Annotated in this window: 11 protein-coding genes and 1 tRNA gene; 4 read left to right on the top strand and 8 right to left on the bottom strand. The window is 45.2% G+C overall.

Features of this window, described 5'->3' with window-relative positions; genetic code table 11:
- Window positions 1-152 precede the first annotated feature (152 nt).
- The 4 genes from ACVS9P_RS06470 to ACVS9P_RS06455 all read left to right on the top strand — a co-directional run bounded on the left by ACVS9P_RS06470 (window position 153) and on the right by ACVS9P_RS06455 (window position 8,301).
- The gene (locus ACVS9P_RS06470; RefSeq protein ID WP_452102776.1) at window positions 153-881 is read left to right on the top strand and encodes a LytR/AlgR family response regulator transcription factor; all 729 of its coding nucleotides are present in this window, start codon (window positions 153-155) and stop codon (window positions 879-881) included.
- A gap of 2 nt (window positions 882-883) precedes the next feature.
- Entirely contained in the window at window positions 884-2,140 is a 1,257-nt protein-coding gene (locus ACVS9P_RS06465) for a sensor histidine kinase (protein WP_452102775.1), read from the top strand.
- 153 nt (window positions 2,141-2,293) lie between these two features.
- On the top strand, window positions 2,294-2,524 hold the full coding sequence (locus ACVS9P_RS06460; protein WP_452102774.1) for a hypothetical protein: 231 nt from the start codon (window positions 2,294-2,296) through the stop codon (window positions 2,522-2,524).
- The gene (locus tag ACVS9P_RS06455; RefSeq protein WP_452102773.1) at window positions 2,521-8,301 is read left to right on the top strand and encodes a YDG domain-containing protein; all 5,781 of its coding nucleotides are present in this window, start codon (window positions 2,521-2,523) and stop codon (window positions 8,299-8,301) included. The genes ACVS9P_RS06460 and ACVS9P_RS06455 overlap by 4 nt, the downstream gene beginning before the upstream one ends.
- 201 nt (window positions 8,302-8,502) lie before the next feature.
- On the opposite strand, the gene vanT is transcribed toward ACVS9P_RS06455, so the two are convergent.
- The 8 genes from vanT to ACVS9P_RS06415 form a co-directional block, all read right to left on the bottom strand.
- Entirely contained in the window at window positions 8,503-9,645 is a 1,143-nt protein-coding gene (gene vanT / locus ACVS9P_RS06450; RefSeq protein WP_452102772.1) for a serine racemase VanT catalytic subunit, read from the bottom strand.
- Window positions 9,635-10,108 (bottom strand): serine acetyltransferase, encoded by a 474-nt coding sequence (locus tag ACVS9P_RS06445; protein WP_452102771.1) that lies wholly within the window; start codon window positions 10,106-10,108, stop codon window positions 9,635-9,637. The genes vanT and ACVS9P_RS06445 overlap by 11 nt, the downstream gene beginning before the upstream one ends.
- A 37-nt stretch (window positions 10,109-10,145) precedes the next feature.
- On the bottom strand, window positions 10,146-10,907 hold the full coding sequence (locus ACVS9P_RS06440) for a M15 family metallopeptidase (protein WP_452102770.1): 762 nt from the start codon (window positions 10,905-10,907) through the stop codon (window positions 10,146-10,148).
- Entirely contained in the window at window positions 10,904-11,953 is a 1,050-nt protein-coding gene (gene vanG, locus ACVS9P_RS06435) for a D-alanine--D-serine ligase VanG (protein ID WP_452102769.1), read from the bottom strand. Before vanG ends, ACVS9P_RS06440 begins: the two co-directional genes overlap by 4 nt.
- Before the next feature lie 6 nt (window positions 11,954-11,959).
- Window positions 11,960-12,784: a glycopeptide resistance accessory protein VanW gene (gene vanW / locus ACVS9P_RS06430; RefSeq protein WP_452102768.1), complete on the bottom strand. Its 825-nt coding sequence runs from the start codon at window positions 12,782-12,784 to the stop codon at window positions 11,960-11,962.
- Between the two features lie 125 nt (window positions 12,785-12,909).
- Complete coding sequence (gene vanS / locus ACVS9P_RS06425) at window positions 12,910-13,827, bottom strand: vancomycin resistance histidine kinase VanS (RefSeq protein WP_452102767.1); 918 nt, start codon at window positions 13,825-13,827, stop codon at window positions 12,910-12,912.
- 202 nt (window positions 13,828-14,029) lie between these two features.
- Window positions 14,030-14,731, bottom strand: a complete 702-nt coding sequence (vanR, locus tag ACVS9P_RS06420; RefSeq protein ID WP_452102766.1) for a VanR-ABDEGLN family response regulator transcription factor — start codon at window positions 14,729-14,731, stop codon at window positions 14,030-14,032.
- 450 nt (window positions 14,732-15,181) lie between these two features.
- Window positions 15,182-15,257 (bottom strand) — tRNA-Ala (locus ACVS9P_RS06415).
- Between the last annotated feature and the right edge of the window lie 14 nt (window positions 15,258-15,271).

Genomic DNA, 15,271 nt, shown 5'->3' with positions numbered 1-15,271 from the left:
TAATGGTTTTTTATTGAAAAGGTACTAATATTCATATATAATTTAATCCATTGATTTTATATTAAGAAGATACCAGCGGTAAAGGGCTATATTTCTGCCGATGCGGAAAAATCAGCCAATCAAAAAACATAGAAAAACGAAGGTGGATCATCATGCTTCGCATTGCTATCTGTGATGATGTTAAAGCCGAGCTTCAGCATATTGCTGCGCTCACCGACGAATATCTGGCTGACCGTGGTCTCTTAGCTGAGATTCGGGAGTTTAGCCACCCGGATTCTTTGCTGACGGCCTTTAAAACCGATAGCTTTCATATCTTCCTGCTTGACATGGTGATGCCGATGGTAAGCGGGCTTGAACTTGGACAGAACATACGCCGCATCAGTACCGATGCACAGATCATCTATATTACTACCGAACCTGGTTTTGCTCTGGACGCCTATGCGGTTAATCCTTTACATTATTTGCTAAAACCCGTGGACAAGAGCACATTGTTTGCTGCTTTGGATCTGGCGGCAGAAAAAGTGGATTTTGGCGAAGAAAATGTTGTTACAGTCAAAACGAGAAACGGTCTGCGCACCATTTCGACAGATATGATTGTCTGCTGCGAATATGCGCACCATACCGCAGTTTATATGTTGGTTGGCGGGGAACGGGTGGAGACATCCACTTTTTCCGGCAGTTTTACCGAGCATATTGTACCATTGCTGCAAGATCGACGCTTTATTCAGCCGCATGCCGCTTTTGCAGTTAATATGAGCTGCGTAGAGCGGCTCGATAAAAACGGATTTACGTTGCGGGGAGGCGCTTTTGTTCCGGTGTCCGGCAAGCAGTTTGCAGCAGTGCGCAACACCTATATGAGTTACCGATTGGGTGAGGTGTGACAATGCAGTTATATGACATTCTGCGCTCCCTCGTCACCAATGCCATGCTGATTGCACTCCTGTTTACTTTGGCTCGGCCCAAATACCGCTGGCGGACACTATGGGCAGTACTTGCCGCAATTGTGATGCTGGATTTGGCGCTGAACATTTTTTTCTATCTGCGAAATGACTATACGACGCTCGCAAAACTGGACATTGTTTTCTTTATCCTTACAGGCGTCGCCACAAAATCGCTTTTTCAGGAAACAATTATGCCATGGCTATTTAACTGCTTTACGGTCATGAATGTTTATGTTGTTACAGTCATTTTGAGCTATTATTTGTGTGGCCTTTTTCCACACCCGTATTACGCTATCACGGTGTTGCGCGCACTGTTATTTGCTGTTGCAATCGCACTGTTTCGCAAACGATTGCGTCCGCTTTATCGTCAGGCGGCGGAGCATTGGAGCGTTTATCTGTTTGTGGCAGTTGGTCTGTTTATGAATTTTACATGGTATTTCATATCGGGCGACGATGTAGAGCGAATGCTGCGAACGGAATTTGTTTCACTTCTGTTGTTGGTTTTGCTGGCAGTGTTGGTCTATCTGGCAATTTTTCTCTCTCTGAGGAAAGCTTTACAAGAGTCGGCTTTGCGCGAGGAAAATCTAAAAATGCTGTCCGATCGGGAGCTTATGCGTCAACGCCTCACGCTGATGGACGAAAGTGTACGCCAGATGAGCATCGCACAACATGACCGCCGACATTTTAATAATACACTTCTCACCTTGCTTCAGCAGGGTGAAACGGAAAAAGCCACCAACTTTATTCAGCAACAGAGTAAAACACTTCCACAAAAGCCGCAGAGTTATTGTCAAAACATATCCGTGAATGCTGCGGTTTCCTATTATGCAGAACTTGCGTGCCAGAAGGGGATTCACTGTGAGTTGCGGTTGGATATTCCTACAAAGCTTGCCGTGGACGAATTATCTCTCGCAATGACGATATCTAACCTGATGGAAAACGCGATTACCGCTGCTTCCGTATTGCCTGCTCAACGGCGCGAGATGCACTTTACTGTCGTTAACGCCGGTCAGCTCATCCTTGAACTATCCAACCCCTACGATGGCGAAATCGAGTGGGGCGAAAAAGGCCTTCCCATTTCTAGAAAAGAGGGACACGGAAAAGGCTGCCAGAGTGTGGCAGACTTTGCAGCTAAATATGGCGGCGCGCTGGTGTATGAGGCAAGCGGCGGTGTATTCAAGGTTCGTATGATGGTGTAATTTACAGTTTGAATTGTTTGTTAGGCGTTGATTTTCCAAAAATCAACAACATTAAGTAGAAAATGATGCCTTTTAAGTAAAAAATGGTTGCTCCCTTCTTACTTGTGCTATCTTTACGACAGAAAAGCACATATGAGAAGGGAGCAATTTTTTATGAGCAATTCCTCCAGACGGCGGGAGGATCAGCTGTTGTCCGCCCCCAATTCCGGCGGTAACGTTTGGCCAGGACAGAGCTGTCCTGCTTTCACCCCGCGGGGTGGAGCGGCGGAACAGACCTGTTGGTATTGCGTCTACGCCGATTTTCATTTGGATAAGCCACGCGCACTGGATGTAGGAATCTGCGATTGGCCGAAAAAGAGGACAAAACAGGAGAAATATATATGAAAAAAAAATTAGATAAATTGTTAGCACTTGTGCTATCGGTAGCAATGGTGTTTACAATGCTGCCTACAACTGTGATATCGGCCAAGGCAGCGAGCTATGACGCTACATATAGCGGAACGCAAGCTGTGACACTGACACTAAACTCCGGAACAATCCTGTTGAACGACTATACTATAAACAGTTCACGACAGGCTGTTGTCATTAACGGCAATGTGACCTTGGTGATTAAGGGCACGGTCAGCTTATATGCTGGAGCCACTTATGCCGGGATTCAGGTGCTAAGCGGAAAAAGCGTGACAATTTTAGGTTGCGAGGGTTCCACAAATAAGCTGATCGTGCGAGGCGGCAAAGCTGATAACGGTCAAGATGGTCACCCAGGCGAGCCCGGCAGTTCGCACGGCGGCGGCGCAGGTGGCACCGCTGGTATTGGTGGCCACGGTGGGGGAGCTGCTATCGGATCCAATGGCGCCTTCCCAAGCCCCGTTAATAATTTATGTTATGCCGGCGATGCAATCGGTGCAGTGAACATCGATGGTTTAAACCTTGCACTTGACCTTCAGGGTGGCGCCGGGGGCTACGGTGGTCAAGGCGGCGGTGGTGGCGGTACCAGTGATTCCGGTAAATCCGGTGGTGGTGGAAGCGGCGGCGGCGGTGGCGGTTTTCCTGGACCAGCTATCGGCCAAGGCGGTGTAAATGGTATGTGCGGCGGCGACGGCGGTAGCGGCGTAAGTACTTCCGGAACTTGGGGCGCCGTCAGCGGTGGAGGCGGCGGCGCGGGTGGCTATGGATACAACAATGGTGGCGGCGGTAACGGCGGCAGGGGATGCTGCTATAACATTGTGAAAAACTCTCAAAGTGGATACAATAGCCCTTCTGTTCCTGCTGGATATTCAGGAACGCCATATACAACTGCTGAAAGTGATGCTTGGCGCGCATATATAAGCAGCAGCAATTACGCATACGCCGGTCAAGGCGGCAGTGCAACACTAAGCGGCGGCGTCATCAAAGGCGGTGACGGAGGAGTTTCTGCTGAAAAGGTTGGCCTAAGTGGTGGAAGCATATATCCAAATAGTGTTACTAATACAGTTTACAAAACGGTTTGTTTTAGTGCCAATGGCGGCAGTGCCAATACTTATGCTATGCATACCGATAGTAAGGTAGGCACACTGCCAGCCTCTAATCCGACCCGAGATGGCTATACTTTTCAAGGCTGGAACACCAGTCCAGATGGAACTGGTTACACAGTAACAGCAAACACATCGTTAAATTCCACGGTCAACACTTTTTATGCCATATGGAAGCAGGACAATTATGATGCAGTCATCACCGCACACCAAAACGGAGCGACGTTTGCGGCGGTTGGAAATGATGCAATTGTGCTGTCTACCTCTGCCAGCAGTGCACAAACGGGGAAGATAACGGCAACGCCGTCGAATGGCGTGTTTACCTTTAGTGGAATTGACCCGACAGTTTCCATGTATGTTTGGGCGAAAAACAAGGCGGGTTCCTATGTTGAGCAAGGGAGTGTTTCTGTTTCCAGTACAGCTTTAACGGTAGACTATTACGATGTGACACTTACGAAAGGTACTGGCATCGACAGTGTCAGCGGCGCAGACACTTATCTCAGCGGAGAGACGGCCACAGTCGGTGCGGCACTGAAAGATGGGTATGCATGGAGTCAGTGGAGTGACGGAAACACGACCATGACGGATCGTACTATCACGGTTACTGCAAAAACCGAACTGACTGCAAATGCTGTCGTTGCTACCTATACAATTTCTGCTGACAAAACGTCTCTCGATTTTGGTTCATTAGCAAGCGGTTACACACAGCCTTCTGCTGAGACGGTCACCATTACCAATACCGGTAATCAGACGGTGACGCTCACACAGCCAACATCAACTGACTACATGATTGGAAATCTTTCCACGACCTCACTTGCTAAGAATGAAACTGCGACGTTTACGGTCCAGCCTAAGGCAGACCTTGCTTATGGAAACCATGATGAGGTTATTACGGTTTCTACGGATCATGATACCTCGGCAACGGTTTCTGCAAAATTCAAAGTCACTGACAACACTGCTCCGACTGCTGAAATTTCGATTGGTACAAACAAGTGGAACAGTTTTCTCAATACCGCCACCTTTGGACTATTCTTTAAAGAAACTCAAACGGTGACGGTACTAGCAAACGACACCGAAAGTGGTGTAAAAAAGGTTGAATATCTGCTTTCTGATACAAAGTTTGAGGATAAAGCTTCTGTTGCCGGAACATGGAATGATATTACTTCAACAAAACAGTTCAGTATCGATCCGAATTCCAAGCAGTTTATCTATGTCAAGGTAACGGATAACGACAATAATGTTATGGCTATCAATACCGATGGTGTTGTACTTTACACCGATTCTTCGGCAACCGCTGCCGCGATTACCTTTACCAAGACCGGCACAACTGATAAAGCTACACAGGTTACACTTAACGGCAATACCGTAAAAGAAATCAAGATCGGTAATGATGTGATTCCCACATCCGACTACACGGTGGCGGATGACGGTACCATTACTTTTAAAGCATCCTACCTTGATTCCCTTGCAGCCGGCGATTATACGATCACGGTCGATTACAATCCAATGGGCGAAACCTATAAGGATGCTGACGAAAATGTAGCTCCCGGAACGACCGCCATTAATCTTACTGTTCAGAAAGCGGACGGCGAGATCAAAACCATCAGCAATATTGGCAAACCCTATGATGGAGATGCTGCTTCCAAGCCCACCTACGATTCATTGAGTACCGGAACAGAAGGAGTCGAATACAAGGTCACTGGCATTGACGACAGCACCTATACCACTACTGCACCGAAGAATGTCGGTAATTACACAGTGCGTATTACGGTTGCTACCGACGACGATTACAAAGAAGCCAGCGCAACAGCCAACTTCACCATAACACAAAAAGAAATAACCATTAATGGTGTTACTGCTGAAGCCACAAAAGAATACGACGGTAACACAGACGCAAAGATCACAAATAACGGTGAGCTTTCTGATAACTATGATGGCAACAATCTTACCATTAAACAAGGAACCGCTGCTTATAGCGATAAAAATGTGGCAGACGGAAAAGCTGTAACATTCTCTGATTTTGCACTTGATGGTTCAGCAAAGGACAACTATAAGCTGGATTCCCAGCCTACGAGCACAACTGCCAATATTACTAAAAAAGAGCTTACGGTAGACGTTTCCATCAAGGACAAGCAGTACAACGGCAAGAATAATGCAGAGTTTGACGAAACTCCGGCACTTATAGGGGTTATCTCTGGCGATACGGTCAATCTTACAAACGGTACTCCTTCCTTTGAAAACATATCTGTTTCCAACGATATTGCCATTCATTTTACTGCATTCTCTATTAGCGGAGGAGATGCACCAAACTACGCTTTGACACAGCCGACCGGAATTACTGCCTCCATCAAGCCTTATTTCGTGACAAAGGATGCTCAGTATTCCGTAAACTCTAATGACTGGCTAAACAGTGATTTTGTAGTAACTGCAAAGGACGGCTTCAAAGTATCTTTAACCAATACTGCTAATGGCTCTTGGGTCAATACGCTGAGTGCTTCGGATGAAACTGATAGCGGAAAATTTAATTTTTATGTGATGGATGCAGCTTCCGGAGTTATTTCCGAAAAGGTTACGGAAGACTATAAGGTTGACAAAACCGCACCGACTGGAACAGTTTCTATCGGCAGCAATAGCTGGAATGAGTTTTTAAATACCATCACTTTCGGCTTATTCTTTAATTCCACGCAGACCGTTTCCATTGCAACTGACAATGACCTTTCCGGGATTGCAAATGTAGAGTATGCGGTCTCTTCTGCTAAGCTTTCTCTTGATGAGGTCAAAGTGCTTACATGGACCAAAGGGCAAAGTGTAGATGTGACAGTTTCGGACGCAAAGCAGTTTATTTACTATGCCAAAATCACTGACAATGCCGGAAATATTTCCTACCTGTCCACAGATGGTTCTGAATACGATACTACTGCACCGACTATTACAGGAATTGCAGACGGTGCAACTTACTATACTACGCAGATCGTTACGGCTACAGACAAAAATCTGAAATCTGTAATCCTGAATGGAGAAGAAAAAGCTTCTCCTGTTACGCTGGACGGAAATACAGATGCGACTTACACCATTGTTGCAACTGATAAGGCCGATAATTCTACTGTCTGTACGGTTACGATGAAGACGATTGCCAGCTTATCTGGGGCGATTGATCCTATTACAACAGACAATGTGAAATCCTCTGATCAGACAGAAATTGAAACCGTTAAGACAAATGTTGGAGATGTTGACATCACAAACGCCACAGATGCAGAGAAGGCCGCATTGAAAACGATTACCGATAAATGCGATTCTCTGCTAACCAAGATTTCCGACACGATAGCCGAAATGAATCGTATCACCGACGCGGTAAACGGATATGACCTAAAAACAGTCAAATCCTCTGATAAAGCTGCTATTGAACAATTAATCAAGGATATTGACAGCCTTCTCGCAACAGAAAATTTGACCGCTGATGAAGCGACCGCACTTCATACGGTTAAGGCTACTGCAAACGGACTTCTTACTAAGATTTCTGATACCCTAGCCGAAATCAATCGTATCACCGACGCGGTAAACGGGTATGACCTAAAAACCGTCAAATCTTCTGATAAGGCGGCTATCGAACAATTAGTCAAGGATATTGACAGTCTTCTTGCAATGGAAAATTTGACCGCTGATGAAGCGACCGCACTTCATACGGTTAAGGCTACTGCAAACGGACTTCTTACTAAGATTTCTGATACCCTAGCCGAAATCAATCGTATCACCGACGCAGTAAACGGATATGACCTAAAAACAGTCAAATCCTCTGATAAGGCTGCTATCGAGCAGCTAGTCAAGGATATTGACAATCTTCTTGCAACAGAAAATTTGACCGCTGATGAAGTGGCCGAACTTAATGCGGTTAAGGCTACTGCAAACGGACTTCTTACTAAGATTTCTGATACCCTAGCCGAAATGAATCGTATCACCGACGCAGTAAACGGGTATGACCTAAAAACCGTCAAATCTTCTGATAAGGCTGCTATCGAACAATTAATCAGAGATATTGACAGTCTTCTCGCAACGGAGAACCTTACTGATAACGAAAAAGCTTCTCTTGAAACAGTAAAGACGAGGGCAAATGCTTTATTGACAAGAATTTCTGATGCTGCCGAAGCATCAACTAAAAAAGAAATTAAGGATGTCGAAAACATCAACAAGGACAATGTGAAGTTGAGCGACAAGGCCCCTCTCATAAAAGCAAAGGCGGCTTTAGAAGCTGCAATTAGTCGTTATGAAGGCAACTACACAGAAGCGGAATTGACTGATCTGAAAAACCGACTTGCAACTGTTATCGCTGCACTTGCGGCTATTGGCAATGCGGAAAAGACTGTAAATTTTATCATTGAACTTCCAGACTCTTCTGATGTAAAGGTAAGCGATAAGGATGCCATCAACGCAGCGAAAACCGCATATGACGCACTGACCGACGCGGAAAAAGTATTGGTCGATTCCAAATATGTTGCAAAGCTGAACGCAGACCTTAAGGCACTTGATGATCTCGACAAGGACCAATCCCCGCAGATTGGCGACAATCACAATGCTTTCTTATGGATTATCCTGCTGTTCATTTTGGGAGGTACGATTATCGTATTTGTTATCAAACATAAGAAAGAAAAGCAGTAAAATTGTTTAGGGCGAAGACAAAAACTTTTTCGTGACAAAGAAAATGATTGTGTGACAGTTTATTAAGGCCATATGTGCCGACGAAGATCTGGTGCTTTTACCCACGATGTAATAAGAAGAGGAGATCGGGGAATCTGTTTTTACAGATTCCCCGATCTCCTCTTTATGATGCTCGTCCACTGTTATAATTAATTTTTAGTGCTAAATCATTTGTCTTTCGAGCCGTTCTCCTAAACGACTCAATATTTCGTTAGAAATTGTCCCTGTTTGTTCTGCAAGGTCACAAGCGGTAATTTTTTCATCTCTGGACTGTCCAATAATGACAGCAACATCTCCAGCTTTGACGTTCGAAATATTGGAAACATTCACCAGCATTTGGTCCATACAGATTCGGCCAATAATAGGAACTTTTGTACCTTTGATCAAAACATTTCCAACGCCGCAGGACAAAGAGCGCGGGATACCGTCTGCATAACCAATTGCAAGCACAGCAATTTTGGTATCACAATCGGCAACAAACTGTAAACCGTATCCAGCTGATTCTCCTTTTCGTAGAGCTTTCAGCGCGGTTACTCTGGCTTTGACGGATAGCACCGGCCTCAGCGAAATTGAACAGCGTTCCCTATCAGCCTGAGTACTGAGTACGCCATAGAGGGCAATCCCAATTCGTGCGTAATCGCCGCCAAGTTCCGAATAATTGATAAGCCCATAGCTTGCCAGCAGGTGCGTTTTAGGATATCCGAAGCCGCGTTCCTTAAGCTGTGAGATCATATTATAAAAAGCTCGGCCCTGCTCCAGAGTAAAAGCTCTGTCCTGCGGCGAATCTGTATCGTCCGCACACAGATGGGTGTAAATTCCCTCGATTTTCAAGTTGTGAAGGTTAAACATCTTACAGATGTTTTCGATATTTCTACAAGGTTCTCCCAGTCGATGCATCCCTGTGTCGACTGCAATATGTACTTTTACTTTTTGACCGTATTTGTTCAGAATTTCGGCATATGGAAGATCAATCACCGTTTGTGTCAGGTCGTACCGCTTCAAGAGCGGAAACTGCATTGGGTGTGTGTAGCCGAGAACCAGAATTTCTCCGACAATGCCGTTTTCTCGAAGCTCGATTCCTTCTGAGACTGTCGCAACGCAAAAAGCTTTTATACCTAATCGGTTCAGTTCCCGCGAGATTAAAACCGCGCCGTGACCATAGGCATTGGCTTTGACGGCGGGCATCAGTTCACAACCGTTAGGAAGCAGCTTTTGGAGCACTTCAACATTATGGCGCAGTGCGTCTCGGTCCAGTTCGATCCAAGCCCTGCTTCGGCAAAATATGGGTTCTGTTTTATTCGGCATTTTCTTCTTTCCTTTCAATCACACGGGGTGGCTGCGAAACCACAGTGCAGTTATTCGGAACATCAAAACTGACGACCGCTCCTGCACCGATTTTTACATTGTCTCCAATTTGAATATTTCCAACAATTGTGGCGCCTGCTCCAATCAGGCAGTTGTTACCGATGTGTGGTGCCTTATGATTCACTTCTCCGATCGTGACATTCTGATAGATCCAGCAATTTAAGCCGATGCTTGCATAACGGGAAATATAGATGCCATGCAGTCCGTGTGGCAGAAAAGGGAGCCCGGCAATTTTCGCGCCGTTTCCGATGTAGCCGCTGTGCCTGTGTGCCGACCGATTGCAAAGGAAAGTAAGCAATTGTTTTAAAAGCTTATTCTTGGTTTGCTCCCGCCGCCTGAAGAGAGACCAATATCTGTGCAGATTGTCTCCCTTGGAATAATCAATGATTCTATCTCTTAGCATTGCAAAACTTCTTCCTTTACTCTGGAGCTGTTGCCCATTATTGCCTGCTTGTCCACTCGGTCAGAACAAATCCGTCTGCATTATTACCGGATACCGAGTATGGAATGTGGTCCTCAATTTCAAATTCAGTATCCACTTCAGTTGCGGTTTTTACATAGGAGACTTCAATATTTTGATTTCCTGTCCGATACAAAAAGTGTTTTTCTCCATGGGGATACTGCTTTAGAAAAGTATGATATTCTTCCAGTGTCAGTCCAAACTTTGTCATAATTGCAGCATGAGGTGCTCCAACATAACGAAAATGCCATGGTTCGTGCGCAATTCCTGTAACAGCCTCTTTCCCTTTTGGATAGCGTTCAATGAAACCGTAAGCTACGGCTTTTTCCCGAAACGTCTGACAAATGCCGGAATAGGGAAAGTCTGGACGGATAAAGTCAATTTCCGGATTACGAAGCCCCAAGTCAACGGCAAGCCCGGTTTGATGTTCGCTATGATCCGGCATTGCTACAAACTGCTCTGTAAAGGCAGTTCCATTGTCCCGCAGGGACTGGTCATAAATTTTCTGCTGTTCTTGTTTGGAGCGCCAACCGCTCACCGCACTGATTTGATCCCAGCCCTCGATACTGCTCATGAGTTTAGAAAGCAAAGCAGCAGCTTTTCGTTCCAGCAGAACCGTACTGTCTGTGCAAGTTGGAACAAGATAACTTTCTGCATTTTTCGAACAGTAGGGATGCTGTTGGTTGACCAAAATCAAGCTGCCTGCATGTAAGAATTTTTCTGGGATTACAAGCTTTTTCATATGCTCACCGCCAATTCAATTACGCGGGAAATGACCTGCCCAAAAGAAATGCCGGCGGCTTTCATCATATTGGGATACCGGCTGTGTGAGGTGAAGCCCGGGATTGTATTAACTTCATTGAAAATAACTTTTCCGTCAGAGCTTAGAAACATGTCAACCCGTGCAAAGCCGCGGCATCCCAGTGCCTGATAAATCGTCTCTGCAGTCTCTTTGATTTCCGCTGCTTTTTCTTTGGAGATTCGCGCTGGAACATGAATGGCCGAAGTTTTCAGGGTATACTTTTCCGTAAAATCAAAGAATCCATCGGATAGTTCGATTTCATCGACCTCTCCAACCGTCAGAGTGTCATTTCCCATCACGGCGCAGCCAACTTCGAATCCCGTTATACTTTCCTCAACGATGACTTCATCGTCGTATTCGAAAGCTAGTTTGATGGCAGCAGGAAGACCGCAACGGTCAGTTACCTTGGTAATGCCATAGGAGGAACCGGCCCGGACTGGTTTTACGAACAGTGGATATCCGAGGCTTTCAGCCTGTGCCAAAGCAATTTTGGGATCCATGTTCTTTTTTAGAAGAAAAGAGGTGGGAACTTGCACACCAGCCGCATGTGCAAGCTTGTGGGCACGATCTTTGTCCATACAAAGTGCCGAAGTCATGGTTCCGCAGCCGATGAGCGGAATTCCAGCCAGCTCAAATATGCCCTGGACGGTTCCGTCCTCTCCGTTTTTTCCATGGAGAACAGGGAACGCAGCATCAATTGGAAGTTTTACAACTTTGTCAGGTTGAAATACCAGTAGGGTGTGAATTTCGCGGTCCGGCGAAATTGCCGCCGGCAGGCAGTCTGAAGGATTGCACCAGGTGTCTGATGCGATCTTTTCAATATCCCCGTTAAACTGATACCAGTTTCCCTTCGATGAAATTCCGATCAATATGGGCATAAATCTGTCGGTGTCTATATGTTTCATTACAGAATAAGCTGACTGAAGCGATACACTGTATTCGGGAGAGCAGCCTCCAAATAAAATAGCAATCTTTAATTTCTTCATTTCCTTTTATCCTTTCTGAGCAATATCCATTCCATCGGGAAGCGGGTATCCAATTTCACATTTGTTTCGGTAAAGCAGCCTTTCGGAGATACAGTCTCCAGTTGCTGTCAGAATGGTTCTCTGTTTCACATCCACTTCTTCATAGACCTTGTTGTTTTTGCGGTAATATAATGGCTTGCCATTTACGACTTCGTAAAATTGCCCATTGTCCTGATCGGTTAGAAGGCACCCAATAATATGATCTTTATCAAACGTGGTGCGGATCTCAAAGGACATCTCCGTTTCGTTTTTGACCTTCAGATCAAGCCAGCCTTCCGATACCGTCGCATCCACGCCCATAGGCGCATCGCTGGGCGGTTCCGGAAAATCTTTCACGTTATGCCCGTGCCGTTCCACGATGGTAAGCGGTGTATGAAGAAACATCCAAAAAAGCAGGTTGCTCATCTGGCATATTCCACCGCCGGGGGCCGTCGTGAGTTTTCCGTCAATCACGGTCAGTCCGTCTTTATATGGAATGACCTTGTCCGCATATCGGACCAGCTTCCAGAACGAGAAAGTTTCGTTTGGCTCTATCACCACCCGATCTAAAGTGGTTGCGGCTAGTTTTAAATTAAAAACCTTATTTTCCTGATATACCATGTCAAAGCCGGTTTCCCGGTTATACAGAGGGCAGCTCGTTTTAAAAAGCTGATATGGCAACGAGGCTTCAGATTTAGCCTCGGAATATTGGTTTCCGTCTAAATACATCTTTGTGTAAAAACAAAATAGGCGCTGCTTAATCCTCAGCGGCAACAGCCATGGAAAAATCTGTGTAATTCGTTTTCTCGACATAATACAATCCTTTCTGCGATATTTGGGCAAAATAAAATCCCCGTTCGATACTTTTATGGTATCAAAACGGGGACAAGTATGTTTTTGATTTTAATGAGGAAAAACTGAAAAAAGAAATGTGAAAATCATACGATTTTCTGACAATCCAGAGGAAGCGTTACGGTAAAGGTAATATGCTCATTAGCACTTTTGGCATTGATGGTGCCTTTATGCAGCTCGACGATTTCCTTTGCGATAGCAAGACCAAGTCCGGATCCACCGGTAGAGCTGGAGCGCGAAGAGTCAAGCCGGAAGAACTGTTCAAAAATTCGGCCTAACTTTTCGGGAGGAATCGTTTTTCCATGATTTTCTATGCGCACCGTCACATGGCTGCCGGATTGTTCCATCGTAATAAGAATAGGGGTATCCGGATAGCTGTAGTTCACGGCATTGCGGATCAGGTTATCAAATACGCGCTCTAGCTTGTCCGGGTCACAGACAATTCGAATGTTTGGCGCTAAGTGCTGATCCCAGCACAAGTTCTTTTCCGCCAACACCGGATTGAACTCAAAAGTAATCTGTTCCAACATCCGGGTCAGATTCACACTCTCCGGTTCCAAAGTCAGCTTGGTAAGATTAAAGCGGGTGATATCGAAAAACTCATTAATAAGTGTTTCCAAACGTTCTGCCTTATCAAAGGCAATACCAGTGTATTTGGCACGTAATTCCGGTGAAATCTGAGGCTCATCCCGAAGTAGAGTGAGATAACCGATCACGCTGGTCAGAGGTGTTTTTAGGTCATGGGCCAGATAAACCACCAGGTCATTTTTGCGCTGTTCCGCCTCTTTTGCGGCCATAGCATTGCGCAGAGCTTGTTCCCGCACCAGATTCAGTTCATCCTGCACGTTTTTAATGGCATCCGATAGAACAATCGGCTTATTGTCAGGCTGTGCCAACTGCTCAGATGCCTTAACGACTTCATCCAGGTAACGCAGGGGCTTTTGGAAAAAATGATAGGTAATGATGGTCCAACCGATAATAACGATGCCTGTACCCCAAAACAAAGACGTTTCCTGTATCAATTTCAAGAATTGATACAGGAGGTTATCTGGCTGCCAAGTAAAGATTAAGCAAATTCGCCATACAAGAAAATATAGAAGCAACAGCCCTACAACAAAGCCAATAAGTGCCAGAACATATTGCAGCATAATCTGCTGTGACAAGTGGCTTCGACGAATATTGCTTTTTACAATTCTATCATACTGTCTATTCAATGGTATATCCAACTCCCCACACAGTTTTCACAAATTTTGGTTTTCGGCTGGGTTCATGCATTTTTTCTCGAAGTCGCGCAATATGTGCCATGACCGTGTTGTTATTGTCGAGATATTTTTCACCCCATACAGCCTCGAACAGTTCCTCAGATGAGACGACTTTTCCGCGGTGTTCACAGAGATACCAAAGAATATGGAATTCGATAGGCGTCAGTGACAGTTCTTTTCCATAGAGCGTGCATTTGTGGCTGTCCTGGCAAACATAAAGACCGGCAAAATCATATTCATGGTTTTCCAATGGAAGCGCATTTGCGGTATTGTACCGCGTATATCGTCGGAGCTGCGTTTTAACACGGGCAACCAGCTCCAGTGGGTTAAACGGCTTTGTGATGTAGTCGTCCGCCCCCAGGGTCAGTCCTGTGATCTTGTCCATATCCTCTACTTTAGCGGTCAGCATGATGATGGGGAATAGGTGCTTTTCCCGGATCTTCTGGCAGAGCGCAAAGCCGCTCATGTCCGGCAGCATGACATCAAGAATAGCAAGACTCAAATCTTCACGCTCTACGCAGGCAAGCGCATCTGTGGCATTATAGAACTTAAACACCGAATAATCTTCGCTCTTTAGATAAACTTCTACGAGATCGGCAATTTCGTGCTCATCGTCAACAATCAATATTTTATCATTCTGTATCATTATTTCCTCCAACATCTTCACCTAACCGGTAGCCTTTTTGCCTATCTGCCGGTTTTTAAGCATCCTTGAAAATAAGCCAAATACTGTCCATTTTCACTGCGCCAATTATCCAATTATATTGATTATTATATTTCGTTATGTTGAATTAATCAAGAAGAGAGAAAAGGATCGTATTATGGGAAATTTTTAAAAGGGGAAGAAAGTCGGATTTTTAATTTTGTAAGATTTTAAAAGTCTAGCGTGGACCTTTAAAGACATTTAAGAATTTTCTAATTAGAGGATGATTAAATAAACAAGAAGCAAGCGCTTAAAAAGGCACCTGCTTCTTGTTTATCATACCGCATCCCGATTATTTTTTGCTCAAACTTATTATTGTAGGGAATAAATATTTGGCCCGAAAGCATTTTAAATAAAAAGTAGCTGGCCATTCTAAATGACCAGCTACTTTTTTGGTGGACCTGAACGGGATCGAACCGTCGACCTCTCGGATGCGAACCGAACGCTCTCCCAGCTGAGCTACAGGCCCAAATGCAACGTGAA

Source organism: Caproicibacterium sp. NSD3, from assembly GCF_053613275.1.
This window is presented reverse-complemented; position numbering and strand designations above follow the sequence as displayed.